This window comes from Rhodobacteraceae bacterium D3-12, from assembly GCA_025916135.1.
In the GTDB taxonomy this organism is placed as follows: Bacteria; Pseudomonadota; Alphaproteobacteria; order Rhodobacterales; family Rhodobacteraceae; genus JAKGBX01.
Genome location: CP104793.1, coordinates 1,523,137 through 1,549,279, shown reverse-complemented (window position 1 = coordinate 1,549,279; position 26,143 = coordinate 1,523,137). Strand labels below are relative to the sequence as shown.

Annotated in this window: 26 protein-coding genes and 2 pseudogenes; 18 read left to right on the top strand and 10 right to left on the bottom strand. The window is 61.7% G+C overall.

Annotated elements, in window-relative coordinates:
• Nucleotides 1-104: 104 nt before the first annotated feature.
• Nucleotides 105-1,268 carry a M20 family metallopeptidase gene (locus N4R57_07660; protein UYV38891.1) on the bottom strand — a complete coding sequence of 388 codons (1,164 nt, stop codon included), beginning with the start codon at nucleotides 1,266-1,268 and terminating at the stop codon, nucleotides 105-107.
• Nucleotides 1,269-1,336: 68 nt separating this feature from the next.
• Entirely contained in the window at nucleotides 1,337-2,497 is a 1,161-nt protein-coding gene (locus tag N4R57_07655) for a M20 family metallopeptidase (GenBank protein UYV38890.1), read from the bottom strand.
• Between the two features lie 56 nt (nucleotides 2,498-2,553).
• Here N4R57_07655 and mazG point away from each other — a divergent pair, with 56 nt between their 5' ends.
• Nucleotides 2,554-3,378 (top strand): nucleoside triphosphate pyrophosphohydrolase, encoded by an 825-nt coding sequence (gene mazG / locus N4R57_07650; GenBank protein UYV38889.1) that lies wholly within the window; start codon nucleotides 2,554-2,556, stop codon nucleotides 3,376-3,378.
• Nucleotides 3,379-3,575: 197 nt separating this feature from the next.
• Complete coding sequence (locus N4R57_07645; GenBank protein UYV38888.1) at nucleotides 3,576-4,574, top strand: Fe(3+) ABC transporter substrate-binding protein; 999 nt, start codon at nucleotides 3,576-3,578, stop codon at nucleotides 4,572-4,574.
• 61 nt (nucleotides 4,575-4,635) lie between these two features.
• Here N4R57_07645 and N4R57_07640 read toward each other — a convergent pair whose 3' ends face one another.
• Both N4R57_07640 and N4R57_07635 read right to left on the bottom strand, forming a co-directional pair.
• On the bottom strand, nucleotides 4,636-5,529 hold the full coding sequence (locus N4R57_07640; GenBank protein ID UYV38887.1) for a glycosyltransferase family 2 protein: 894 nt from the start codon (nucleotides 5,527-5,529) through the stop codon (nucleotides 4,636-4,638).
• Nucleotides 5,530-5,535: 6 nt separating this feature from the next.
• Nucleotides 5,536-6,345, bottom strand: coding sequence for an FkbM family methyltransferase (locus N4R57_07635; GenBank protein ID UYV39531.1), 810 nt, complete (start codon nucleotides 6,343-6,345; stop codon nucleotides 5,536-5,538).
• Nucleotides 6,346-6,563: 218 nt separating this feature from the next.
• Here N4R57_07635 and N4R57_07630 point away from each other — a divergent pair, with 218 nt between their 5' ends.
• The 3 genes from N4R57_07630 (at nucleotide 6,564) to N4R57_07620 (ending at nucleotide 9,508) form a co-directional block, all read left to right on the top strand.
• Entirely contained in the window at nucleotides 6,564-7,505 is a 942-nt protein-coding gene (locus N4R57_07630) for a nucleoside hydrolase (GenBank protein ID UYV38886.1), read from the top strand.
• A gap of 32 nt (nucleotides 7,506-7,537) precedes the next feature.
• Nucleotides 7,538-7,984: a GNAT family N-acetyltransferase gene (locus N4R57_07625; protein ID UYV38885.1), complete on the top strand. Its 447-nt coding sequence runs from the start codon at nucleotides 7,538-7,540 to the stop codon at nucleotides 7,982-7,984.
• 99 nt (nucleotides 7,985-8,083) lie between these two features.
• The gene (locus N4R57_07620; protein ID UYV38884.1) at nucleotides 8,084-9,508 is read left to right on the top strand and encodes a YdiU family protein; all 1,425 of its coding nucleotides are present in this window, start codon (nucleotides 8,084-8,086) and stop codon (nucleotides 9,506-9,508) included.
• 79 nt (nucleotides 9,509-9,587) lie between these two features.
• Here the strand turns inward: N4R57_07620 and N4R57_07615 are convergent, their stop codons facing one another.
• Together N4R57_07615 and N4R57_07610 are read right to left on the bottom strand one after the other, a co-directional pair.
• The gene (locus N4R57_07615; protein ID UYV38883.1) at nucleotides 9,588-10,463 is read right to left on the bottom strand and encodes a DMT family transporter; all 876 of its coding nucleotides are present in this window, start codon (nucleotides 10,461-10,463) and stop codon (nucleotides 9,588-9,590) included.
• A 32-nt stretch (nucleotides 10,464-10,495) separates the two neighbouring features.
• Entirely contained in the window at nucleotides 10,496-11,155 is a 660-nt protein-coding gene (locus tag N4R57_07610; protein ID UYV38882.1) for a hypothetical protein, read from the bottom strand.
• 40 nt (nucleotides 11,156-11,195) lie between these two features.
• On the opposite strand from N4R57_07610, the gene N4R57_07605 reads away from it, so the two are divergent.
• Complete coding sequence (locus N4R57_07605) at nucleotides 11,196-11,903, top strand: endonuclease/exonuclease/phosphatase family protein (GenBank protein ID UYV38881.1); 708 nt, start codon at nucleotides 11,196-11,198, stop codon at nucleotides 11,901-11,903.
• On the opposite strand, the gene N4R57_07600 is transcribed toward N4R57_07605, so the two are convergent.
• Nucleotides 11,898-12,095: a hypothetical protein gene (locus tag N4R57_07600; GenBank protein ID UYV38880.1), complete on the bottom strand. Its 198-nt coding sequence runs from the start codon at nucleotides 12,093-12,095 to the stop codon at nucleotides 11,898-11,900. The genes N4R57_07605 and N4R57_07600 overlap by 6 nt on opposite strands.
• A gap of 309 nt (nucleotides 12,096-12,404) precedes the next feature.
• Here N4R57_07600 and N4R57_07595 point away from each other — a divergent pair.
• Nucleotides 12,405-13,666: pseudogene (locus N4R57_07595) on the top strand (sodium:proton antiporter).
• Nucleotides 13,667-13,787: 121 nt separating this feature from the next.
• On the top strand, nucleotides 13,788-14,651 hold the full coding sequence (locus N4R57_07590) for a PhzF family phenazine biosynthesis protein (GenBank protein UYV38879.1): 864 nt from the start codon (nucleotides 13,788-13,790) through the stop codon (nucleotides 14,649-14,651).
• A 201-nt stretch (nucleotides 14,652-14,852) separates the two neighbouring features.
• Here N4R57_07590 and N4R57_07585 read toward each other — a convergent pair whose 3' ends face one another.
• The gene (locus tag N4R57_07585; GenBank protein ID UYV38878.1) at nucleotides 14,853-16,193 is read right to left on the bottom strand and encodes a DEAD/DEAH box helicase; all 1,341 of its coding nucleotides are present in this window, start codon (nucleotides 16,191-16,193) and stop codon (nucleotides 14,853-14,855) included.
• A gap of 357 nt (nucleotides 16,194-16,550) precedes the next feature.
• On the opposite strand from N4R57_07585, the gene N4R57_07580 reads away from it, so the two are divergent.
• The 9 genes and pseudogenes from N4R57_07580 (at nucleotide 16,551) to N4R57_07540 (ending at nucleotide 23,295) form a co-directional block, all read left to right on the top strand.
• Entirely contained in the window at nucleotides 16,551-16,970 is a 420-nt protein-coding gene (locus N4R57_07580) for a transcriptional repressor (protein UYV38877.1), read from the top strand.
• A gap of 44 nt (nucleotides 16,971-17,014) precedes the next feature.
• Complete coding sequence (locus N4R57_07575; GenBank protein UYV38876.1) at nucleotides 17,015-17,896, top strand: DMT family transporter; 882 nt, start codon at nucleotides 17,015-17,017, stop codon at nucleotides 17,894-17,896.
• Nucleotides 17,897-17,961: 65 nt separating this feature from the next.
• On the top strand, nucleotides 17,962-18,378 hold the full coding sequence (locus N4R57_07570; protein ID UYV38875.1) for an OsmC family protein: 417 nt from the start codon (nucleotides 17,962-17,964) through the stop codon (nucleotides 18,376-18,378).
• Between the two features lie 463 nt (nucleotides 18,379-18,841).
• A complete protein-coding gene (locus N4R57_07565; protein UYV38874.1) occupies nucleotides 18,842-19,537 on the top strand; it encodes an MFS transporter in 696 nt (231 codons plus the stop codon).
• Entirely contained in the window at nucleotides 19,519-20,046 is a 528-nt protein-coding gene (locus N4R57_07560; GenBank protein UYV39530.1) for an MFS transporter, read from the top strand. Before N4R57_07565 ends, N4R57_07560 begins: the two co-directional genes overlap by 19 nt.
• 145 nt (nucleotides 20,047-20,191) lie before the next feature.
• Nucleotides 20,192-21,469 (top strand): phosphopyruvate hydratase, encoded by a 1,278-nt coding sequence (gene eno, locus N4R57_07555; GenBank protein UYV38873.1) that lies wholly within the window; start codon nucleotides 20,192-20,194, stop codon nucleotides 21,467-21,469.
• Between the two features lie 206 nt (nucleotides 21,470-21,675).
• Complete coding sequence (locus tag N4R57_07550; protein ID UYV38872.1) at nucleotides 21,676-22,185, top strand: GNAT family N-acetyltransferase; 510 nt, start codon at nucleotides 21,676-21,678, stop codon at nucleotides 22,183-22,185.
• Nucleotides 22,182-22,877: a haloacid dehalogenase type II gene (locus N4R57_07545; GenBank protein UYV38871.1), complete on the top strand. Its 696-nt coding sequence runs from the start codon at nucleotides 22,182-22,184 to the stop codon at nucleotides 22,875-22,877. Before N4R57_07550 ends, N4R57_07545 begins: the two co-directional genes overlap by 4 nt.
• Nucleotides 22,874-23,295, top strand: a pseudogene (locus tag N4R57_07540) (cupin domain-containing protein). Before N4R57_07545 ends, N4R57_07540 begins: the two are co-directional and overlap by 4 nt.
• Here N4R57_07540 and N4R57_07535 read toward each other — a convergent pair.
• Nucleotides 23,292-24,467, bottom strand: coding sequence for an FAD-dependent monooxygenase (locus N4R57_07535; GenBank protein ID UYV38870.1), 1,176 nt, complete (start codon nucleotides 24,465-24,467; stop codon nucleotides 23,292-23,294). The pseudogene N4R57_07540 and the gene N4R57_07535 sit on opposite strands and share 4 nt — an antisense overlap.
• Before the next feature lie 85 nt (nucleotides 24,468-24,552).
• Nucleotides 24,553-24,975, bottom strand: coding sequence for an RNA polymerase-binding protein DksA (dksA, locus tag N4R57_07530; GenBank protein UYV38869.1), 423 nt, complete (start codon nucleotides 24,973-24,975; stop codon nucleotides 24,553-24,555).
• 277 nt (nucleotides 24,976-25,252) lie between these two features.
• Here dksA and N4R57_07525 point away from each other — a divergent pair, with 277 nt between their 5' ends.
• Nucleotides 25,253-26,095: a MoxR family ATPase gene (locus N4R57_07525; GenBank protein UYV38868.1), complete on the top strand. Its 843-nt coding sequence runs from the start codon at nucleotides 25,253-25,255 to the stop codon at nucleotides 26,093-26,095.
• Nucleotides 26,096-26,143 lie beyond the last annotated feature (48 nt).

The window sequence follows — 26,143 nt, the reverse complement described above, 5'->3', positions numbered from 1 at the left end:
CACCGAAAGGCAGGCCCGCAAACAGTCCAACAAGCCCGCCATCAAGCCGCCCCGAAGACAGCTCACAAGCAAGGCCACAACCAAGTCAGAAAAAACGCGCCCTCTTAGAGAGGCGCCGCCTTTTCCACCAGCCGCGCAAGGAACGACGCCCCAACCGGCGCGATCTCGTCGTTAAAGTCATATTTCGGGTGATGCACCATCGCCCCATCGACGCCATTGCCAACAAACGCATAGGCCCCCGGCCGCGCTTCCAGCATGTAAGAGAAATCCTCGGCGGCCATCAAAGGTGTCGCCTCGTCATCCACCATTGCCCCACCAACCACATCCCGTGCCACCTCGGCGGCAAAGCCGGTCTTTGCGTCGTCATTCACCGTCGCGGGATAGCCCCGGTCATAGTTCAGCCGCGCCTCGACACCGAAACTGGCCGCCTGCCCGGCGACGATCTCACCCATCCGGCGCTCAACCATGTCGCGCACCTCGGGGTCAAACGTGCGCACCGTGCCGCAAATAAATGCCGTGTCCGGCACGATGTTGCTGGCACTGCCCGTGTCGATCTGTGTCACCGACACAACCAGCCGCTTTTGCGCGTCGTTGTTGCGGCTCACAATGGTCTGGATCGCCTGCACCATTGCCACCGCGGCCACCACGGGATCAACGCAATCCTGCGGCATCGCGCCATGGCCGCCCTTGCCTTGAATGTCGATGTAAAAGCTGTCGACCGCCGCCATCACCGGCCCCGCCCGCAAAGCAATCGTGCCGGTTTCGATACCGGGTCCGTTGTGAATCGCGTAAACCTCGTCGATGGCGTATTTTTCCATCACGCCCTCTTCGACCATGGCCTCACCGCCGCCGCCGCCTTCTTCATCGGGCTGAAACAGCAACACGGCGCGCCCTTTGAAATTCCGCGTCTCCGCAAGGTATTTCGCGGCGCCCAAAAGCATCGCCGTATGCCCGTCATGGCCACAGGCGTGCATCTTTCCGGGGGTTTTGCTGGCATACTCGAGGCCAGTGATTTCATCCATAGGCAGCGCATCCATATCGGCGCGCAACCCGATCGTCGGCCCCTCGCCCTGCCCCTCGATCACCGCAACAACCCCGCTCTCGGCCCAGCCGGTCGAAATCTCGGTGATCCCGAATTCCTTCAAACGCTCGACCACGAAGGCCGCCGTCTGGTGACAGTCGCGTCCCAACTCGGGGTTCATGTGGATATGCCTGCGCCACGCCGTCATGTCTTCGGCAAAGCTGGCGATACGGTTGATCACGGCCATGGGGTCACTCCTTGGGATTCATGAATTGCGCCCACTCAATCCCAATCCGCCAGCACTTGCAATGCACCTCACGCCGGATGATGCCGCTCGATCAGCCGGGCAAAGAAGGACGCCCCAATCGGCGCCGCCGCATCGTTGAAATCAAACTCCGGGTGATGCACCGATGGCCCCACCCCCTGCCCAAGGAACAGAAACGCTCCGGGTCGCGCCTCAAGCATATACGAGAAATCCTCCGCCCCCATTTCCGGCGGCAGCGCGGTCAGCACATTGTCGTCCCCCGCCACCTCGCGGGCGATCTCGGCGGCTTTTTCGGTCTGCGCGGCGTGGTTCACCGTCGACGGGTAGTTGCGCTGATAGTCCAGCTCCGCCTCGACGCCATAGACTTCGGCCTGCGCCTTGACGATCTCGCCGATCCGCCGCTCTGCCATGTCCCGCATCGCCGGGGCAAAGCTGCGCACTGTTCCGGCAAGATATGCCGTCTCGGGGATGATATTCATCGCGCTGCCGCCGTGGATCTGCGTCACCGACACAACCAACGCCTCCAATGGCGGGCGATTGCGGCTCACGATGGTCTGCATCGCCTGCAGGGTCGCCGCAGCGGCGGGCAAGGGATCAACGCAAGTGTCGGGATAGGCCGCATGCCCGCCCTTGCCGGTAAAATGCACCTCGAAATCATCCACCGCCGCCATGATCGGCCCCGGCGTGGTGCGGAACTCTCCCAATCCGGCAAAGGAATCGGTGTGCAGCGCATAGACCTCTTCAACCCCGAACCGGTCCATGATGCCCTCCTCCACCATGATCCGCCCGCCGCCGATGGTCTCTTCCGCTGGCTGGAAAATCAAAACCGCCCGCCCGGTGAAATTGCGCGTCTCAGCAAGGTATTTCGCCGCCCCCAACAGCATGGTCGTATGCCCGTCATGGCCACAGGCATGCATCCGCCCCGGCACCGTGCTGGCCCAGTCCGCCCCGGTCTCTTCACTCATCGGCAAGGCATCCATATCCGCGCGCAAGCCCGTCACCGGCCCCGGCCCCTTGCCGTTGATAATCGCAACAATCCCGCTCGTGGCGATGCCTTCGTGAATTTCGTCCACACCAAAGTCGCGCAATCGCGACGCCACAAACGCCGCCGTCTCGTGACACTCCAGCCCAAGCTCGGGGTGCTGGTGCAAATGTCTGCGCCATTCGGTCATTTCATCGGCAAACCCGGCAATCCGGTTGATCACAGCCATCTCTGGACCTTTTCGCACAGCTTGCACAACTCAATCCCAGAAACAGGAGCACCGCAATGGCCGAAAGCGACGATCTGATCCACAACCCGACCGGCGGCATGCCGCGCCTGCTTGAAATCATGCGCCGCCTGCGTGATCCCGACACCGGCTGCCCCTGGGACATCGAGCAGAGCTTCGCCAGCATCGCCCCCTATACCATCGAAGAAGCCTATGAAGTTGCCGACACCATCGAACGCGAGGCCTGGGACGAGCTGAAAGGCGAGTTGGGCGACTTGCTCTTCCAATCGGTGTTCCATGCGCAAATGGCCGAGGAAGCGAACCTCTTCACCTTCGATCAGGTGGCGGACACCATGTCTGACAAAATGGTCGCGCGGCACCCGCATGTCTTTGGCAACGAGACCCGCGACAAATCGGCGGAACAGCAAACCCGCGACTGGGAAACCATCAAAGCGGCCGAGCGCGCCCAAAAGGCGCAACAAGGCACGCTGGACGGCGTCGCCATCGGCCTGCCCGCACTCCTGCGCGCATTGAAATTGCAAAAACGGGCCGCTCGCGTCGGGTTTGACTGGCCCTCGACGGATCAGGTGATCGAAAAAATCGTCGAAGAGGCCGCAGAGTTGAACGAGGCCAAAGACACCCTGACCGAGGCCGACGTTTTCGAAGAATATGGCGATCTCCTTTTTGTTATCGCCAATCTCGGCCGCCACCTCGGGTTAGACCCCGAAGCCGCCCTGCGCGCCGCCAACGCCAAATTCACCCGCCGTTTCGAACGCGTCGAAGCCTTTCTGGCAGACCGCGGTAAAACCCCATCCGACAGTGATCTTGCCGAGATGGACGCCCTTTGGGACCGCGCCAAAGCCGAAGAAAAAGCCAACCGCTAGCGCGGCGTTACCCGCAAAGAGCGGGGGGCCAGCCCCCGCTCTTTGCGGGATATTTTTAGTCAGATGAAGCAGCGCGCGTTTTTGTAATTTGCGCGTTGTGGCTGCTTCTTTCGCAGTGATTTACCATTCGGGGATTGACCCGAGTAAATCTGTCAGGTTTAACGACGCGGAATTTAACCCTTTCTGGAGGATACGATATGTTTACGCGCCTAAGCCTTGTTGCCATGCTCGCCGCCACACCGGCGCTGGCGGAAGAGGTTAACGTCTATTCCTATCGGCAGCCTGAGCTGATCAAGCCGCTGACCGATGCTTTCACTGCTGAAACCGGCATCAAAGTTAACGTCGCGCATATGAGCAAGGGCATGGTCGAGCGCCTTCAAGCCGAGGGCGACCGCTCTCCTGCGGATCTCGTCTTTACCGTTGATATTTCGCGCCTTAGCGCCGTTGTCGGCGCGGGCCTCAGCCAGCCGGTTAAAAGCGATAAGCTGAGCGCGAATGTCCCTGCGAACTATCACGATCCCGATGGGCACTGGTGGGGTCTGACCACCCGCGCGCGCATCATCTATGCCAGCAAGGAGCGCGTTGCCGAAGGTGACGTCACCACATATGAAGACTTGGCTGATCCCAAGTGGAAAGGGCGCATCTGCACCCGCTCGGGCACCCATGCCTATAACGTAGCACTGGTATCGGCCTATTTGCACCATCACGGCGCCGAGGCCACCAAGACTTGGCTGGAAGGCGTGAAAGCCAACCTCGCGCGCAAGCCTCAAGGTAACGACCGCGCTCAGGTCAAAGCGATCTGGGCCGGCGAATGCGATATCTCGATCGGCAACACGTATTACATGGGCAAAATGCTCGCCAACGAAGAGCAGAAGGCCTGGGCCGATTCCGTGCGCATCGTCTTCCCCACGTTCGAAGGCAAAGGCGTGCATGTGAACATTTCCGGCGTGGCCATGACCAAAGCCGCCCCCAACCGCGACAATGCGCTCAAGATGATGGAATTCCTGACCTCTCCCAAGGCTCAGGAAATCTATGCCGAAGCCAATTTCGAATACCCGATCGCGCCCGGTTCGTCGCCCGCACCGCTGGTTGCCGGCTGGGGCAGCTTCACCCCGGACGAAACCAACTTGATGGATCTCGCCCGCCTGCGCCCTGACGCGCTGAAGCTGATCGAAGAGGTCGATTTCGACGGCTAAGCCGAGCCCGGCTTGACCAGACAAGGAAAGGGCGCTCCCCTCGGGGCGCCCTTTTTTCGTGTCAGATCACACCGCGCAGCGCCGGTGGCACAACCACCCGACGCGGCGCTTTGTTGACGATCCGCGGATCAACCACGGTCTTGCGGTCCTTGGTCGCCTTCGCAGCCCTCAGAACCTCGGCACAGGCGTCATAGCCGTGAGAGACATCCATTTCCTCGGCCTTGGCAAAATTGCCAAAATCCTTGTCGCGAATCTGATCCGGCTTGGCCCAGTTGATCCAAAAGCGCCCCGGCTGGTTGCCGCCTTCGCCTGTCGCCTCGGCGTGCTCTTTTGATTGCTGCACAATCTCCTGACGCGCCGCCATCCGCTCTTGGTAGTCCGGCGTCACATAATGCAGATGGAACAACAGGATCTCGGGATCGATGCGAAAATCTCCGCGCTGAAGCCCGTGCCCGCCGGTGGTGTAAACCACCCGGTCATGGGCGATACAGGGCTTGGTGTATTTGCCGTGAACCATTGCGTTGGGATGTTGTTCCAGAACCGACAGGCTTTGATCGGTGCTGTCCTCCGGCGTCGGAATAAGGTTCAGCCCCACAGGCGCCGTGGCATTGCCAACACGCTCCGCGCTTTCAAGATGCGCCGCCAAGCTGTCCTCTTCGCCGACATACACCAACAGCTCATCAACATCCGTGGTGATCACCACATCGTGAAATGCCAGCAACCCGTTGGTCATCGCCCCTTTAAGATCCCAGCGGCGGCGCGTCAAATCCGGTGTCACCTCCTCGCGGGGGACATGGATCACGTTACAGCCCTCCGCGATCCGGTCAACCTCAGGGTCGCCGCCATGATTGATCACATAAAGCTGGCGGCGCGGCACATTCTTTTCATTGTGGCGAACCCATTTGTCCAACAGCCAGTAATCACGCCAAACCATTGTGAGAAAAGCAAGTTTCATCTGAATTCACCCGCCTCGCCGCATCAAACGGTTCTTGCCGAAACTTTCAATCTCAACGTACCCACACGCCTCAAGCCGCTCCATAAGAGGAAGCGACCAAACATCCTGATGCTCGATCTCGAAATAGATCATCTTCGGCCAAAGCGCCTCATCCGCGTCAAGCAGCGGCACGATCACCTTGTCTTCCAATCCCTCAACATCAACCTTCAAAAAATCAACCCGCCGCACCCGTGCGCTTTTCAAACAGGCAGGCAGCGGTCTCAACGCCACTTCAACCGCGTTGTCCGGCGCGCCGTCACCATAGGTCAGCTCAACACGCCCTTGCCCAAGGTTGCCATTGGCAGGGAAAAACATCGCCGACGTGCCTTCGCTATCGCTCACCGCACAGTCGAAAATCCGCACGTTTGTGAACGCGTTCAACTCAACATTGACCTGCAAACGCTCGAGCATCACAGGGTTAGGCTCAAACAGGATCGCCCGCGCAGCCTTGCCCGCGCGCTTGAGGATCGGCAAACCGAAGGCCCCCGCGTTTGCGCCCACATCGACGATCACGGCATCTTGCCCTTCAAGCATCTCGGCAATCATTTCGGTTGCCTCATATTCCGGTGGCCGCCCCAGCTCCCAAATACGAAATTCTGTAAAATTATCACGAGGGTGCACGATAAACTTAACCCCCATCGCGCTCACCTTCGTCGGCGGCAGACTGTCGCGCAACGCGCGCCTGATCCACCCCTTGTTCTCAAATTTGCCCCAAATCTCGCGCAGTTTCTCATCCATCGCCTTGCTGGCAACGGGCTCCTTGGCCACATTCGTCATCTTGCTCACCGCTCTGCCCTTCCTCGGTCTTATTGCGCCGGGATTGTTGCCGCCAACATAGGCGCGATCCGTGGCCTTGCACAGCACCACCTCGCGCCACTGGCAAGCCGGTTTTCGCCCGTGACCTTCCCGCCACGCCTCTTGGGGGGTTGCAGCCCGGCGCAAAATACCGCCAAATCCGGCCAAATATTTTCCCAGCACATCTGTCAGGAACCGCCATGCCCCCGCGCAAGATCATCATCGACACCGACCCCGGTCAGGACGACGCCGTCGCCATCCTCCTCGCCCTCGCCAGCCCTGAGGAGATCGAGGTGCTCGCCATCACCTGCGTTGCTGGCAATGTTCCGCTCGACTTGACATCTAAAAATGCACGCATTGTCTGCGAGTTAGCAGGCAAACCTGATGTGAAAATCTACGCCGGATGCGACCGCCCACTGGGGCGCGACTTGGTCACGGCCGAACATGTCCACGGCAAAACCGGCCTCGACGGCCCGGACCTGCCCGACCCGAAAATGCCGCTGCAACAACAGCACGCCGTCGACTATATTATCGACACCCTGCGCAGCCATCCCGCCGGCTCGGTCACACTCTGCCCCCTCGGTCCGCTGACCAATATCGCTAAGGCGTTTGAAAAAGCCCCGGACATCACTTCGCGCGTCGCCGAAATCGTCCTCATGGGCGGCGCCTATTTCGAGGTTGGCAACATTACCCCGGCGGCGGAATTTAACATTTACGTCGACCCGCAAGCGGCTGATATTGTATTCAAATCCGGCGCACCCATCACGGTCATGCCGCTCGATGTTACACACAAAGCCCTCGTCACCGCCCCGCGCAATGATGCCTTTCGCGCCCTCGCCACGCCGGTTGGCATTGCCGTCGCCCAGATGACAGATTTTTTTGAGCGTTTCGACAAGGAGAAATACGGCTCCGACGGCGCGCCCCTGCATGACCCCTGCGTCACCGCCTATCTGATCCGCCCCGATCTTTTCACCGGTCGCCATATCAATGTTGAAATCGAAACCCGCTCCGACCTCACCCTCGGCATGACCGTGGCGGACTGGTGGGGCGTAACCGACCGCGCCCCCAATGCCACCTTCATGGGCGACATTGACGCAGACGGCTTCTTCGCCCTGCTCACCGAACGCCTCGCCCGCCTCTAGTGGCGCACAGCCCCCACCCGGAAAGCCCCCCTATGAACCTCCTGCACCTCGCCAACCCCGCCGATCTCGACCGGCTCGAACGGTTGGTCGCCGCCTATCACGCGTTCGAAGGGATCGAGAGCGATGAAACCCACCGCCGCGCCGCTCTCGCGCCACTCCTAGACGGAACGCCCCACGGCGTCGCCTATCTCATCGGCCCCAAACTCGCACCGGTGGGCTATATCGTGGTGTCTTTCGGCTACTCGGTCGAACTCGGCGGCATTGATGGCTTCATCGACGAATTCTTCATCCGTGAAAAAGTGCGCGGTCGCGGCATGGGCAGCGAAGTGTTGATGACGCTGCTGCCCGCTCTCTCTCAGCACGGCGTCAAAGCGCTCCATTTGGAAGTCGCCCATGACAACGACGCTGCCAAACGCCTCTACCAACGCTCCGGCTTCGAACCGCGCGCGGCCTACCACCTGATGACCCGCACCGCCTAAACCGCCCCCCTTCATCTGACCGAAAATATCCCGGGGGCGTGGGGGCTGGCCCCCACTCCTGCCCTCGCAACCCGCCGCAACAATGCCTATAGTCCCCCCATGACCCTCAGCATCCCCTTCGCAAACACCTACGCCAGCCTGCCACCGCGGTTTTACACCCGCCAATCGGCCAATCCGGTCGCCGCGCCGCGTCTCATCGCCTTCAACCACGCGCTGGCCGAGGACCTCGGCATCACCGCCCTGCCCGACTCCGACGACGCGCTGGCCAGCCTTTTCTCTGGCAACACCCTTCCCGATGGCGCCGACCCGATGGCACAGGTCTATGCCGGGCATCAATTTGGCGGCTTCAACCCGCAACTCGGCGATGGCCGCGCGCTGCTTCTGGGCGACATCAAAACGCCATCCGGGCAACAGTTCGATATCCAGCTCAAAGGCTCCGGGCGCACGCCCTATTCGCGCAACGGCGATGGCCGCGCGTGGCTTGGCCCTGTGCTGCGCGAATATGTGGTCTCCGAAGCGATGCACGCCCTCGGCATCCCCACCACCCGCGCGCTGGCCGCCGTCGAAACCGGTGAGCGGGTGCAACGCGAAAGGGCCCTGCCCGGCGCAATCCTCACCCGCGTCGCTGCCAGCCATATCCGCGTCGGCACCTTTCAATATTTCGCCGCCCGCGGCGATACCGACGCCCTGCGCGCCCTGTTTGACTATACAAAAGCCCGCCACTACCCACAGGCCGAAACCCCCGCCGACCTGCTCTCAGCCGTCATATCGAACCAAGCCCGCCTGGTTGCGGCTTGGGCCTCGGTCGGCTTTATCCATGGCGTGATGAACACCGACAACACCACGCTGTCCGGTGAAACCATCGACTACGGCCCCTGCGCTTTTCTGGATGAATACCACCCTCAAACAGTGTTTTCCTCGATTGATCAGTTCGGGCGCTATGCCTATGATAATCAGCCGAAAATCATCGTCTGGAACATGGCCCAGCTCGCCACATCTCTGGTGCCGCTCTGCGATGACATGGACAAGGCTGTCACCGAATTCACCGCTCTCGTCCACGCCATGCCCGACGTGATCACCGCTGAATGGCGCACCCGTTTTGCGGCAAAACTCGGCATCTCCACCCCGACCGTGGACGACGACACGCTCATCAACGATCTCCTTACGCTGATGGCCACGGATGGCGCCGATTTCACCAACACCTTCCGCGCCCTCGGCACGCCCACCGCCCGCGATCACTTCACCAACCGTGCAGGTTTTGATGCATGGGAGAGCCGCTGGCAAAGCCGCATCGCGACCGAGCCCGACCCGCAAACCCTCATGCGTGCATCCAACCCTTACCTGATCCCGCGCAACCACCGTGTCGAAGAGATGATAAAAGCCGCCGTTGCGGGAGACTACGCCCCCTTCAAACGCCTGTCCTCGGCGCTCGCCACGCCGTTCTCGGATCAAGCAGAGGCCGCCGACCTCACGCGCCCGCCGTCTCCGGCCGAACGCGTCTCACAAACCTTCTGTGGCACCTGACAGGCGCGGCAACCCCCGCGCCGCGCCGCGGCCAAAACCCCGGCGCGCCCGTGCGGTAAAAGCCCCCGGCACCGCCCGCCTAACGGCGATTGATCAGCGTGATACCAACGGCGACAAACACCAGCCCGCCAACCACCTCAATCCCGATCTCCTCACCCAACAAGAGCCAGCCCAAGCCGACCCCGAACACAGGTGACAAAAACGAAAACGACGCCACTGCCGAGGCCGGATACCGCTTCAACAGGAAAAACCAGAACAAATAGCCAAAGCTCGCCACGGCAAAGGTCTGGAACGCAAACGCAGCCCAATGGATCGGCCCCAACTCCCGCACCAACGGCCCGAAAAATGGCGCCACAAGCATCAACAAAACGGCTGAAATCGCCAGCTGGCTCATCAACTGCATTTCCGAAGACACCCGGTCCAGCGGCGTGATGCGCACCACAATGGCAATTCCGGACCATGCAATCGCCGCCAAAAGAGCCATCACATCCCCCGACAGGCTCGCCTCGCCGCTCCCCCTGTCCGACATAACCCAAGCCACGCCAACAACGGCCAGCCCAAGCCCCAAGGCCCGCATGCCATTCATCCGCTCTCCGGGGATCAACCAATGCGCCGCCAAAGCGACAAACACCGGCATCGAATAGAAAATGACCGACGCCCGGCCAACGCCGGTGCGATCCAACGCAAGGTAGAGGAATATGAACTCGACGGTGAACAACAGCCCCAAGGCCACCGCCCCGGCGCGTGCTTCCTTGGGCAAGGCAAAGGAAATCCCCCGCGCCTTCATCCAGACGAGCATGACGCCACAGGCCGCAACCGAGCGTAAAGCCGCCATGAAAACCGGCTGAAACCCATCGGTCGCCACTTTGATAACAACCTGATTAAAGCCAAGGATCAGGGCAAATGCCACCAATGCCCCGGCTCCGGCCAGATCAATGCGCTCACGTCTCTCCATGGCGCGCATCAAGAGGACATTCCCGCGCCGCGTCAATCCTCTCCGTGACGTCGCGCCTGTTTTCGCAAGCGACGAAAGAAGCGCGGATTGCGCTCCACAAAGTCGCCGATCAGGCGCGGTAGACCAGCGTGCTCTCGCCCCTTGAGGTAAAGCCAACCCGCCCCCGCGCCCAGCACCGCCCCGACCATATCCACGATCAGATCCCCCATCGTGTCCATCAACCCGGATTTCTGCATGTTGAAGCCAAAAAGCTGATCCATGGCGAACTCGAACACCTCCCACGACGCGCCGATGGCAATCGCGAAACAAAAGGCGAAAAACGCAATCGCACCTGCGGGCGCGGCGAAACGATCGCCCTGAAACATCATGAAAACAAGGATGAACCCGATCAGCCCGAACCCAACGGCGCTGCCACCATGTAGCAGTATGTCCCACCACCAGAAACGCTCGTAAAAATCAAACACCTCGCCCAGAAACAAGGTCGCCCCGACAAACAAAACCACCGCCAGCATGAACGACGGCGGCACCCGAATGTCGGCCCAGCCCGCAACAAGCGCTGGCGCCAGCGACAAAACCAAGGTCGCGCTTGCCACAAAAGCCAGCGAAAACCGCAACTCGATCAACGCGCCAACCGCCACAACAAGCAAACTGGCCCAGACGAGCTTGGTGACAAGACTCTGATCGTGCAACATGACGTGACAATCCCGATTGGTTTAAGGCATGTATCGTAACATGAAGTCAGCCACCCTCAGAATTGCAAGTTATAACCTGCAAAAATGCGTCGGCCTCGATCTGCGGCGCCGACCCGACCGCGCGCTTTCGGTGATCAATGCACTCGGCGCATCGGTGGTGGTCTTGCAAGAGGCCGACAAACGCCTGCCCCCGCGCCCGGCGGCCCTTCCCCACGAAATGGCCGAAGCGGATGGCTGGAAGGTGGCGCATTTCGGAGAGCCGGGCGGCTCGCTCGGCTGGCACGGAAACGCAATGCTGCTGGCCGCAGACATCGACGTGATTGCCACGGCCCATATCAACCTGCCAGGGCTTGAGCCGCGCGGCGCGATCCGCGCTGACCTGTCGACACCGCTCGGCCCCCTGCGTGTGGTCGGCCTGCACCTCGGGCTTTTGCGCCGATACCGCCTCAAACAACTCCACGCCATCATGCGCCACCTGTCTGCGCTTCCGGCTTGCCCCACGATTTTGGCCGGCGACTTCAATGAATGGGGCAGCCCCCGCGCGCTCGACACGGCAACACCGGGCCTGTCGATCCTCCCGGCGCGGCCCAGCTTCCCGTCGCCCCGCCCTATCGCAGCGCTCGACCGCTTCGCCCTCAGCGCAGAATTGCGCCCGCAGCACCACGGCACCCACCAAGCCCGCCCGGCGCATATCGCTTCGGACCACTTACCTATCTGGCTCGATTTCGGGCTTGAGCACGCCTCATAGGGTTGCGCCGCCTTCGGCGTCGCCGGGGGGCGCCTCGCTTCGCTCGGCGCGGAACACATCCAACCGCAATTCTGTTACCAGTCGCGTCGCGCCAAACCGACCAGTTGTGGATTGGGTATTTTCACCATTAAAGAAACATGGGCTCAGAATGCGCGTCTCTTGTCGGGCGGTCATCTTTCCAGCGATACGCAATCTGACCCTCGCCTCCTCGCGCCCCACCTAGGAAAGGGGCGCAGCCCGGCCACGCGGAGCGGGTGGGCAAGCTGTGCGCAGATCGAAAATTCGCAACGGTCATGGGGGGAGCGTGGCCGCGCCCAAGACACCTTTCCCGAGCGCAACACCCATGCTAAAGCGTTTCGTGAAAAACCTATACTTGGGTTTAGACGGAATACGCGAAACGTCTCGATGTCATGCGCGCTTCGAAACGAACTTGGACCACAGGTTTATTTCGAAAGGCGTTCGGCACTGACGGTAAGCAGTTGATAACATGGATGCATCCGCATGACCCTTCTTCAGATCACATCGCTTCTTATTGTTCTGGCCGGGGCCTTTGGCACCATCAATTACCTCGTCCTACGCTTGCCTTCGGCGATCGGCATTCTTGTTGTGGCGTTGTTTGCCTCCTTTGGCGTATTAATCACCGACTTTATCTGGCCCAGCCTGACCATCGCCGAAACGATGCGTGGCGTGATCACCGGGATCGACTTCTCGGATGCGCTGCTCGAAGGGATGCTGGGGCTGTTGCTTTTTGCCGGGGCGCTGCATGTGAAGCTCTCCGATCTCAAGGCGCAATGGCGGCTTGTCTTCCTGATGGCAACCATGGGTGTGGCGCTTTCGACCGTGATCGTCGGCGTCGGGTTTTCATGGCTCACCGGGGCGCCGATCCTGATCGCGCTGGTGTTTGGCGCGCTGATTTCGCCCACCGACCCGGTCGCGGTTCTCGGTGTCCTGCGCGCGGCCAATCTGCGCAAATCTCTGGAAACCAAGATCGCCGGGGAATCGCTCTTTAATGATGGCGTCGGCTATGTCGTCTTCCTCGTCCTCGTCGGGCTGGCCTTTCCGGCGGTATCGGGCCACGGCGCAGGGCATAGCGATGACGCGCTGATGGATGCGGTTATGCTCTTCGTACAAGAAGCCGTCGGCGGCGCCGTTATGGGCATCGTGCTCGGCTGGCTGGTCTTTCGCGTCATGCGGCTCATCGACGACTACGCGCTTGAGGTGCTGATCACGCTTGGCCTTGCCTTTGGCGGCTATTCGCTCTCGGTCTACCTGCATATTTCCGCCCCCATCATGGCGGTCTGTGCCGGGCTTTTGATCGGCGACATCGGGGCCAAACACGGGATGAGCGAAGAGACCCGCAACTACGTCAATGCCTTCTGGGAGATGGTAGACGAAATCCTCAACGCCGTTCTCTTCCTGCTGATCGGGTTCGAGGTCTTTGCCGTCGCCTTCGAGGCCGACTTCCTCCTCACCATGATCGGCTCGCTCGCCCTTGCGCTTTTCGCGCGGCTCGCGGCGGTAGCCGTGCCCGTGCTCATCCTGCGCCCCTTCCGAAGCTTCTCTCCCGGCGTGATCCCGATCATGACATGGGGGGGCTCAAGGGCGGCATCTCGGTCGCTTTGGCGCTGTCCTTGCCCGAAGGCGAATGGAAGCCGCTGATCCTGACGGTGACCTATGGCATCGTGATCTTCTCGATCATCGTGCAAGGGCTGACCGTCGCCCGCCTTGCAAATCGCGTCGGGCGTGAACCGGACCTCGTCTAAGACCCCTGACACGCGGCATACCATCACCCCCGGCGATCCCGCCCATCACCGGGTTTCATTCGACACGCCCCGCACTCGCGCCCTATCGTTGCGCGACCCCGAACCGCAAAAGGCGCGCCAAATGACCAGATACCTCACCCTCGATGTGTTCAGCGACACCCCCTTCGGAGGCAACCCGCTCGCCGTCATTCCCGACGCCACCGCGCTCCCCGAAGCGGCCCTGCAAAACATCGCGGCCGAGTTCAACTATTCGGAAACCACCTTTGTCTACCCGCCAAAAGACCCGGCAAACACCGCCCGCGTGCGCATCTTTACGCCCACGATGGAGGTGCCTTTCGCAGGCCACCCGACAATCGGCACCGCCGTGGCGCTTGCCCGCATGGGGCACGGGCCTGATATGGTGCTGGAACTGGGCGTCGGCCCGCTCGACGTGCATGCCACGGCACAAACCGCGCGCTTTACCACAACGGCCCCGCTCGAAACCCTCGCCCAGCCGACCATCGCCGAGGTTTCAGCCGCGCTCACCCTCGCGCCCGAACTGATCGAAACCGCAAACCACGCGCCGGTCATGGCCACGCTCGGCCTGCCCTTCACGATCACCGAACTGACACGCCGCGACGCTCTCGCCGCCTGCCAGCCTGACATCGCCGCCTTCCGGGCCGGCAATGCCGCCTATCCCGGCGCGCTCGATTTTGCGCAGTTTGTCTATTGGCGCGGTGAAAAGATGCTGCACGCCCGCATGTTCGCGCCGCTCGACAATATCCCAGAAGACCCCGCCACAGGGTCCGCCGCCGCCACGCTCACAGCGCTCTTGGCAAAGCTTACCGGCACTGATCAGAACATTACGTTGATGCAAGGCGAAGACATGGGCCGCCCCTCTCGCATCACCCTGACAACGCAAAGTCGCGAAAACCTTGGCCCGGCCATAAGCGTTTCAGGCAGCGCTTGCGTGATGATGGAAGGTGAGTTTCAGTTCGCCGTCTAAGGTGGTCGCACCCAAAGATGGCAGACCCTGAACGGTCCTGTCGATCATGAACCGGCCGCGCGGCCAGTTCGCCAACACCCCCGTTAATCACTTGAAATGATTACGCATAAGGATCGCATGGCGATCGGGGGTGGGCGGGCGGGCCGGTCGCCATGCGATCCGGCCCGCGCCAAACTCATAGGTCTGATACCTCAGACGGTGTTACGCGGCGCTCGACGCGTTTTGACCACCGCCACCGCCGCCGCCACTGCGACGCCGACGACGCCCGCCACCGGGCTTGCCTGCCGCATTGCCCTGCGGCTTGCCTTGGCCATGCCCCTGTCCGCCACCGCCTTGCGGCTTGCGCCGTCCACGGCCCGCGCCACCCGGACGGCCATTGCCACCGCCGCCGCCCTTCGGCGGCTCAATGTTTTCCCAAGGACGGCCCGACGCCACCGGCACCGACATTTTCAGAACCTTCTGAATCGCCTTCAACTCGCCCATCTCCTCGGGTGAGCAAAACGCGACCGCCGCACCTTCTGCCCCGGCCCGCGCCGTTCGGCCAATCCGGTGAACATAGTTCTCCGGCACGTTGGGCAAATCATAATTGTAAACATGGCGCACCTGCGGAATATCCAGCCCCCGCGCCGCCACATCGGTCGCCACAAGAACCCGGATCTCGCCTGATTTGAACGCCGCCAAGGCGCGATCACGCTGGCCTTGGCTCTTGTTGCCGTGGATCGACCCGGCGGCAAAACCGGCCTTTTCAAGCTGTTTCTTGATCTTTTCCGACCCATGCTTGGTGCGGCCAAACACCAACGCCAACTCGTCGCGGTGCTTGTCCAGCAATTCGATCAACAGGCTCAGCTTCTCGGCCTTGGCGACGAAATGCACCTCCTGCTCGATCTTGTCCGCAGCCTTGCCGGGGGGCGAAACCTGCACCCGCTCCGGGTTATCAAGGTAACTCTGCGCCAGCTCCGCCATCAGCTTGGGCATGGTCGCAGAAAACAGCATCGTCTGGCGGTCGCGCGGGATCACGGCGGCGATTTTGCGCAGATCATGGATAAAGCCCATATCCAGCATCTGATCGGCCTCGTCCAGCACCAGAAACTTGGTGTCTTTAAGCGACAACGCCCGGCGGTCCATCAGGTCAATCAACCGCCCCGGCGTGGCCACCAACAGATCAACACCGCGCTCAAGCCGCTTGATCTGCCCGTTTATCCCGGCACCGCCCACAATCAGCTGCACCTTCATCGGCGTGCCCTTGATCAACTCTTTCAGGCTCTCGCTGATCTGCTTGGCCAACTCGCGCGTCGGCGCAAGCACCAGCCCGCCAACACCCTTCGGCGCGGGGCGTCCGCCCGCCTCCTGCATCCGCGCCACCAAGGGCAGCCCGAACGCAAAAGTCTTGCCGGTCCCGGTCTGGGCCAAACCCATCACGTCGCGCCCCTCAAGAGCCAGCGGAATCGCCTTTTGCTGGATCGGCGTGGGCGTGCTCAGCCCCATTTCGGCAACCCGGTTCAGCAAAGCCTTGGGAAGGCCCAGTTCGTTAAATTCAGTCATATTATCCTCTCGGGCACGCCTGCCCTCACGGCAAAACGCACCACATGAATGTCCAAGGCCACGCCCTATCAGCTGGCCCGTCGCGGTTCCGCCATGACGCTGACTAAACGGACCGATTGCCCGTCAAGCCGCTCTGGCGTCTGGCCCCACGCGTGATTTTGGGATCAATTCGGATGTCTCTGGTTCACTCCGGTTTCCCCGGATGTTGCCTGGCTGCTCACGCGGCAGAAGACATCGCTTGAGGCACCACATGGGGCTTTTGCGCCGCGAAGTCAATGCAGCGCAGCATTGCGGGTAGAAATCATGCGCGTGTGACGCTAAACCACCGCAACATGACGACCACCGGGATCACGGGCGATGACTGACACGATTATTGAGCGTTGCGAGGCCAAAGGCCTGCGCATGACCGGCCAACGCCGCATCATCGCCTCTGTGCTGGAAGAGGCCGACGACCACCCCGATGTCGAAGAACTCTACACCCGCGCCGCCGCGCGCGACGCAGCAATCTCGATTGCCACGGTCTATCGCACGGTGAAACTGTTCGAGGAGGCGCAGATCCTCGACAAGCTCGAATTTGGCGATGGCCGCGCCCGCTATGAGGACGCCGAGCGTGAACACCACGATCACCTGATCGACATGAACTCGGGCGAGGTGATCGAATTCGTCGACCCCGAAATCGAGGCGCTTCAAGAAAAAATAGCCGAGAAGCTGGGCTACACCCTCAAAGGGCACAAACTCGAACTCTATGGCGTCCCCCTGAAAAAGCCTGCAAAATGACGCCGGGCGCGATTCTGCGCGCCGGTTCAAAAGGTTCATCCAAAATGCAGTCCGACAATGGGCGCGGCATCGCGTTGATGGTCATTGCCATGGGGTTCTTCGCCCTCACCGATGCCTGTGTGAAACTCGGGGCCGAAGCCATGCCAAAAGGACAGGTCTTGTTCTTCCTTGGGCTGGGCGGGGCGGTGATCTTCTCGCTGCTCACCTATTTCAAGGGGCACAAGGTGATTGCCCGCGACTTTGCCACATGGCCGATGATGCTGCGCAACGGCTCTGATGTGGCCGGCACCTTTTGCTTCATGACCGCGCTTGCCACTGTTGGCATCGCCCTGCCCTCCGCCATTCTTCAGGCCACACCGCTGGTCGTGACCGGCCTCGCCGTGGTGCTCTTGGGCGAAAAGGTTGGCTGGCGCCGCTGGGGCGCGATTCTGGTCGGGCTGTTCGGCGTGCTCGTCATCCTGCGTCCGGGGATGGAGGGGTTTGACCCCAATGCGCTCTGGGCGGTGGCCGGGATGATGCTCTTGTCGGTGCGCGATGTGTCGACCCGTCTGATGCCCGCCACCACGCCCTCCTCGCGCATTGCGGCCTATGGCATGGGAAGCCTGCTGCCCTTCGGCGCGATCCTCCTGATGTTCCAAGGCGGGCCGGTCGCGATGGATCTCTCTGCCTCGCTGTTGATGCTCGGGGCCGCGTCTCTGGGCGCTCTGGGCTATTTCTGCATCGTGCAGGCCATGCGCACGGGCGAAATTTCGGTGGTCGCGCCATTCCGCTATTCCCGCATTCTATTCGCCCTCGCGATCGGCTATCTGATCTTTGATGAAAACCCCGATACACTCACCTATGTCGGGGCCAGCATCACGGTCGGCGCCGGCATCTACGCCTTCCTGCGCGAGGGCCGGGTTGCTCGCAAATCACCGGCTCTATAACACACGCAAATCTAACACCCACCACGATCAGCCCCGCCCACCCGGCGCACAAAGGAGACCACCGCATGAAAGCCAACGTGAAATGGACCGGCGAGCGCAGCTTTATCGGCACCGCCGAAAGCGGCCATGCCATTGCTTTTGGCGCGGCCCACGGAGAGGATGGCAAAAAGCCCGGCCCCTCCCCGATGGAGCTTTTGCTGCTCGGCACGGGCGGCTGCTCGGCCTATGACGTGGTGCATATCCTTGAACGCGGCCGCGAATCCGTCACCAATGTCGAGGTCGACCTCGACGCCACCCGCGCCGATACCGACCCCAAGGTCTATACAAAAATCCACATGCATTTTGTCGTCACCGGCAAGGGGCTGAACCACGACAAAGTCGCACGCGCCGTGAACCTCTCGATCGAGAAATACTGCTCCGCCTCGGCCATGATGGCCGCCAGCGCCGAGCTGACCCATGATTTCGAGGTGGTCGAAGGCTAAAGCCACGCCTCGCCGCCCCGCGAGGTGGCGAGGCAACGCCGCTCCATGCCGCTTTATTCCGGCCACTTCCGAACATGCTCCGTGTGGCGCGCGCCATGAGCCTCTTGATCGAAAACACGGCTCCGCCCCTGCCATGATGCCTACCAGCTCCTAATTCACCCATGAACGCGAGGTGATCGAAGGATAAAGCCGGGCCTCGCCGAGCCGCGGGGTGGCGATGCAACGCCACTACATGCCGCTTTATTTTGGCCAAGTCCGAACTTGCTCCATATGACGCGCCCCGTTTGCCAAATCGCCGCCCCGGGGGGCGGGTCATGCCAAAGGCATGCATCCAGCATGACGAGGCCCGGCGGCCTGCGGCCTTGTTCCGGGCCAAAGCAAGCGCCGCCCCAAATGCCGGAACGTCGCGCTTGCCCCTTGCCCCGCTCCATGCTCACCTTGCCGCAATCGGGGGAGCCGTAAAATGCCAGTAATAGAAACACGCTACAGGGTGGTGTTCGGCGCCTGCCTGACCCAGTTTTCAATCATTGGCCTGCTGTTCGCCTTCGGCCTGTTCTTTACCCCGCTCAAGGAAGAATTCGGCTGGTCGCGCACCTTGATCTCAAGCGCCTCTTCGCTGTCGTTCCTGATGATGGGCGTGCTTGCGATCCCCGGTGGGCGGCTCAATGACCGCTTTGGCCCGCGCATCGTGCTGTCCTTCACCGGCACCGCCTATGCCATCGGCTTTCTGCTGCTGTCTCAGATCACCACCGCTTGGCAAATGTTCGCGATCTTCGGAACCTTCATGGCCTTGGGCATGGGCACGCATGATGTCGTCACCCTCGGCACCATTGCGCGCTGGTTCGAGGCCAAACGTGGCCTCATGTCCGGCGTCGTCAAAACCGGAACGGCCTTGGGGCAAATCGCCATGCCGCCGGTGGTGGCCGCTCTCCTCCTTGCCTATGGCTGGCGACACACGCTGCTCATCATGGGCGCGGTCGGGCTGGTGCTCTTGCTGATCGCTGCCCTGTCGATGGAAAGCCCGCCCGCCCCCGCAAGCGCGCCCGATACGGCCACCGGCCACACCACCCCACCCCCGGCAACACCTTCGCCGAGGCGCGCCAGACCCGCACCTTCTGGACCCTCTGCGCGATCCAGCTTCTGTTCTTTCCCACAATGATGGCCGTGCCGATGCACCTCGCCGTGCATGGCACCGACCTCGGGATGAGCACGCCAACCGCCGCCACCCTGCTCTCGGTCCTTGGCGCGTCCAGCATCGCCGGGCGCCTCTCTGTCGGCACGATCTCTGACCGTATCGGCGGCAAACGCGCCTTCCTGCTGTGTTTTGCCATCCTCACCAGCAGCCTGATCGGCTTCACCCTCATCACCGCACATACGCCGCTCTTTGCGATCGTCGCGATCTATGGCTTCAGCCACGGAGGGCTCTTTACCGTCGTCACCCTGCTGGTCGCGGAATACTTCGGCATGCGTGCCCATGGCGCGATCTTTGGCACCATCCTGTTCTTTGGCACGCTGGGTGGCGCCGCCGGCCCCATCGCTGTCGGCTGGATCTTTGACACCACGCAAAGCTATCAACTCGCCTTCGCCATGCTCGCCACATGCGCCGCCCTCGGGCTTGCGCTGGTGCTCTCCCTGCCCCGCCGTGAGCCGCTCGCCCTGCCCGCCTGACCCCGCGAGCCAAGCGCCCATATGACAATTTCCGCCGCGTTTGCGCAAACACCGCGCGCGCCCCTTCCCCTTGCGGCACTGGCGTTCTAAAAGCCGCCCAAGCCTGCCATCTAGCCACCGTTTGCCACATAAGGGACCGACCCACATGAGCACGATCATCGACATCCACGCCCGCGAAATCCTCGACAGCCGGGGCAACCCCACCGTCGAAGTCGACGTGATCCTCGAAGACGGCACCATGGGACGCGCCGCCGTGCCGTCGGGCGCCTCCACCGGCGCTTACGAAGCCGTCGAGCGCCGCGATGGCGACAAGAGCCGCTACATGGGCAAAGGCGTGCTCGAAGCCTGCGCCGCCGTGAACGGCGAAATCGCAGATGAACTCGTCGGCTATGACGCCACCGAACAGGTCACCATCGACAGCGCCATGATCGACATGGACGGCACCCCCAACAAAGCCCGCCTCGGCGCCAACGCCATCCTCGGCGTCTCGCTCGCCGTGGCCAAAGCGGCCGCCGATTTCACCACCCAACCGCTGTTCCGCTATGTCGGCGGCACCTCGGCACGGATCCTGCCTGTGCCGATGATGAACATCATCAATGGCGGCGAACATGCCGACAACCCGATCGACATTCAGGAATTCATGATCATGCCGGTCAGCGCGCCAACCATCCGCGACGCCGTCCGCATGGGGGCCGAAGTCTTCCACACGCTCAAGAAAGAGCTCTCCGCCGCCGGTCTCTCCACCGGCATCGGTGACGAAGGCGGCTTTGCCCCCAACATCGCCTCAACCCGCGATGCGCTCGATTTCGTCCTGAAATCCATCGAAAAGGCCGGCTATAAACCCGGTGATGACATCCACCTCGCCCTCGATTGCGCCGCGACAGAATACTTTAAGGATGGCAACTATGTCTTTGCCGGAGAAGAGAAAACTCTCTCCCCGGACGAAAATGTCGCCTACCTCGAAGCCCTCTGCGCAGACTATCCGATCATCTCGATCGAAGACGGCTGTTCCGAGGATGACTGGGACGGGTGGAAAGCCCTGACCGACGCGCTTGGCGACAAGATACAGCTGGTTGGCGACGACCTCTTTGTCACCAACCCCGAACGTCTCGCCATGGGCATCGAAAAAGGCTCGGCCAACTCTATGCTGGTCAAAGTGAACCAGATCGGCACGCTCACCGAAACGCTCAAAGCGGTTGATATGGCCCACCGCGCTGGCATGACAAACGTCATGTCCCACCGCTCCGGCGAAACCGAAGACGCCACCATCGCCGACCTCGCCGTTGCCACCAACTGCGGTCAGATCAAAACCGGCTCGCTAGCGCGCTCCGACCGGTTGGCCAAATACAACCAACTGATCCGCATTGAAGAAACCCTCGGCGAAGTCGCCGAATACGCGGGCCGCTCGATCCTGCGCGGCTAAGCCCGCCTCAGCAGGTCAAGACCACCAGACCAAGGCGCGAAAGGCTCCCCCTTTCGCGCCTTTTCCGTGTCCGCCCTCCACGCAGCCGCCCGACCGCCTGCCCACTTGACCGCCCTTACCGCGACAAACGCAGCGTCATGCGGCATTTTCAACCTGACCGTAACTCAGGAATTGCGCGGTCCGATTTTCTCGTTAACACTTTATGAATGGTAGACATCGCAATCCGCCCACCCGAGTCCAAGGATGACTTCGACGCCCTGCGCGCCCTTTGCCGCGGCTATCGAATCGCGCTCTGCGAGGCGACAAAGGACCAGCCCGGCATCGTTGAGCGCTACTATGATCCCAGTGATTTCGAAACGCTGCTCGGCGAACTCGCGGCGCTGCATGCCCCGCCCGGCGGGGTGTTTCTCGGGCTGGTCGATGGCACCCCGCTCGGTTGTGGCATGACGCATCACATCGCCCCCGGCGTGGCCGAGATCAAGCGCGTCTATACCGCGCCCCCCGCCCGCGGCCTCGGCCTTGGCCGCGCGATCATGCAGGCTGCGATGGATCACGCCCGCGACTCCGGCGCAACCCGCATGGTGCTCGACACGATGCGCCCGCTCACATCCGCCTGTCGGCTCTACGAAACCCTCGGCTTTGAACCGATCGAGCCGTTTTACCAGCCGCAGCCTCAATGGGCCGACTACATCCTCTTTTACGGACGTGACCTATGACGGCCAAAGCCCTCCTGTTCGACGTTTTCGGAACCTGCGTTGACTGGCGAACCTCCATCGCCCGCGAGGTGGCAACCGCCTTCACCACGCCGCTCTCCGCGCAAGAGGCCCTCGCCTTCGCCGACGCGTGGCGCGGCGAATATGATCCCGCGATGGCGCGGGTTCGCAACGGCACGCGCGGCTATGTCCCGCTTGACGATCTGCACCGCGAAAACCACGACACCGTCGCCGCGCGCTTTGGCCTCACACCCGCCGACCCCGTCACCCTCGCTCGCGCATGGGAGAGGTTGTCGCCGTGGCCCGACACCACCCAAGCCCTTGCAATCATGCGAAAAACTGCGCTTATCGCGCCCTGCTCCAACGGCTCTATCGCGCTGATGACCCACCTCGCCCGCTACGCCAAACTGCCTTGGGATTGCATTCTCGGCGCCGAGATCGCCCGCGATTATAAACCCAAACCCGCGGTCTATCTCGCCTCCTGCGCCGCCCTGCGGCTGGACCCCTGCGACGTCATGATGGTTGCCGCCCACAACAATGACCTTCACGCCGCCCGCGACGCCGGACTGCAAACCGCCTTCGTCCCGCGCCTTACGGAATACGGCCCCGACCAAACCACCGACCTCGCGCCCGAAGCCGACTGGGACATCATCGCAAGCGATTTCACCGACCTCGCAACCCGTATCACCGCATGACCGACCCTGACGCCATCATCCAGCACCTCGCCCTCGCGCCCCACCCCGAAGGCGGCCACTATCGCCAAACCTGGATCGAAGACCCCGCCACCGGACGCGCATCAGGCACCTGCATCTATTTTCTGCTCAAAGCGGGCGAACAAAGCCACTGGCACAAGGTCGACGCCACCGAAATCTGGCACTTCTACGCCGGCAGCCCGCTGATCCTGTCGATCAGCGCATCCGACCAAGGTCCGCGTCAGGACTCACCCTCGGCCCCGATCTGAGCAGCGGCCAACACCCGCAACAGATCGTTCCACCTAATTTCTGGCAAATGGCGCGCAGCACGGGCGCCTATACGCTGGTCGGCTGCACCGTCTCACCGGGGTTCTTGTTCGACCACTTCACGCTCGCCGCGCCGGGTTTTGACATTCCCTAATCGCGCGTCACGTCATGGGCATAAAGCCAATCAAACTGCCGCACCATCCGCTCAGGGAAAAGCGCCGAGCCGCTGCGCAAAACGGCCCGCGCGGCAAATCGCAATGGCGGGAATTTCAAATGATACTTCCACGCATTGCCCTCCGCCGCGGCCACGGCCCGCTCCACCCGTGCGTGCCGCCGCGCCTGATAGTCGGCTAACCCGGCGGCAATAGTGTCTGCCCCGTCCAATGATGCGCCCAAAACCCAAGCGTCCTCCAACGCCATCGCCGCGCCCTGCGCCATAAACGGCAACGTCGGATGCGCCGCATCGCCAAGCAAGGCAACCCCCTGCCCGTGCCAGCATCGCGCCACCTTGTGACGGAACAACCCCCACAGATGCACCTCCTCGACCGCGCTCAGCATCGCCTGAACCTCGGCCCCGAAACTGGCAAACGCCGCCCGCAGGTTCTTGGGGTCATCGCGAAAATTCCACCCCTCGGCGACCCAACCGCGCCGCTCCTGCACCGCGACGATATTCAGCAGCCGACTGTCGCGCAGCGGGTAACTCACCATATGCCGCCCCGGTCCCATGTGGACATGCGCCTCCGGCCCGCGCCCCGCCGTGTTCGGGATCAACGCGCGCCACGCCACCTGCCCGGTGAAAAACGGCTCCTCCGCCCCGTTCAACAGGCCCCGCACCCGCGAATGAAGCCCGTCCGCCCCGACCACAAGATCACAGCGACGCTCGCCGCCGCTTTCAAGATGCACCACCGGCCCGTCGTCTCCCTGCGCGTCGCTGACCCGCTCAACGGTCTCGCCCAACGCGATCTCGACACCCGCATCACGCGCCCCCGCTTCCAGAACCGAAATCAAATCGGCGCGGTGAACAAAGTAATATTCTTGATCTTTCAGCCGCTTAAGGTCCAGCTCCGCCACCGGTCCGCTGCGATAATCGTTCATCACAACCCGCTCGGCCCTGACTGCGCCACCCGCGCGCAACGCCGCATCCAGCCCAAGCGCCCGCAGCACCGCCATCGCGTTCGGACTCACCTGAAGCCCGGCGCCAACCTCGCGAATATCCTTGGATTGCTCCAGCAGGGTCACCCGCGCCCCCCTCAGCGCCAGCGCCCGCGCCACGGCAAGCCCGCCAACACCACCGCCAACAATCGTCGCCCGCAATCCGTCCAGCATCGCCAAAACCCCTTTCGCCCATAAAAAACGCCGGGGCAAACCACCCCGGCGTTCTTATCTGTCTTACCGCGTGTTCATGTACCGGTCAGTCGTCCCGATGCACCTTCTCGCGCCGCTCGTGCCGCTCTTGCGCTTCAAGGCTCATCGTGGCGATGGGCCGCGCATCCAGCCGCTTGAGCGAGATCGGCTCACCGGTCACTTCGCAATAGCCGTATTCGCCCTCTTCGATCCGGCGCAATGCACTGTCGATTTTAGCAACCAATTTGCGCTGCCGGTCCCGTGTCCGCAATTCCAATGCGCGGTCGGTTTCCTCGCTGGCGCGGTCGGCGACGTCGGGAATATTGCGGGTGTGTTCTTGCAAACCCTCAATTGTGTCCCGGCTTCCATCAAGAAGCTCTTCTCTCCAGTTCATCAGCTTGCGACGAAAATATTCGAGCTGGCGATCGTTCATGAACGGCTCATTTTCAGCCGGACGGTAATCATCCGGCAGAAAGGTTTCAGCTTTCATGCTTTTTCCCTCAGTTTGGCCAAAATCGTTCATTGGCACCCCTTCCATGCGCCTGCGTCTTACTCTCCTGAAAAAGGATTGTCACTACCCTTAAGGCGTTTCGTTAAAAACCTTGAACCCCGGTTTCAACCCTTGCTTGCAACACGCCTAAACGATGGCCTGCGCTACATAAACACCGTCTTTCAGGTTTCCCTCGAAACGACCTAGCATCGCATTGCGGTGAAAATTTGGTTGCTTTAGGGTGCCGCTCGACAATTGACAAAGACTGGAAGCGCAGATGAAATTCGAAGGCACCTCAAGCTATGTGGCAACCGAGGATCTCAAAGTCGCGGTCAACGCCGCCGTAACCCTCGAACGCCCCCTTTTGGTCAAGGGCGAACCCGGCACCGGCAAAACCGAATTGGCGCGTCAGGTGGCGGATGCCCTCGGTCTGCGAATGATCGAATGGAACATCAAATCCACCACCAAGGCGCAACAGGGCCTCTATGAATACGACGCCGTCAGCCGCCTGCGCGACAGCCAGCTCGGCGAAGAGCGCGTGCATGACGTCAAGAACTACATCAAGCGCGGCAAGCTCTGGGAAGCCTTCGATGCGGATGAAAAAGTCGTCCTGCTGATTGACGAGATCGACAAGGCCGACATCGAATTCCCCAACGACCTGTTGCAGGAACTCGATAAGATGGAATTCCACGTCTACGAGACCGGCGAAACCATCAAGGCCAAGCACCGCCCGGTGATGATCATCACCTCCAACAATGAAAAAGAGCTGCCCGACGCCTTCCTGCGCCGCTGCTTCTTCCACTACATCCGCTTCCCCGAGGCCGACACCATGCGCGCCATCGTCGATGTGCACCATCCGGGGATCAAGGAGCAGCTTTTGACAACCGCCCTGACGCAATTCTACGAGGTGCGCGAAACGCCGGGCTTGAAGAAAAAGCCCTCAACCTCCGAAGTGCTCGACTGGCTCAAACTGCTGCTGGCCGAGGATCTCTCTGCCGAGGATCTCAAACGCGACGGGGCCAACGCCCTGCCAAAACTGCACGGCGCGCTCTTGAAGAATGAACAGGACGTGCATCTCTTTGAACGTCTGGCCTTCATGGCCCGCTCGCAAAGCCGCTAAAGCAATCGGGGCGCAGAGACCCCTTCGTCCTGCGCCCCGCCCTTACCA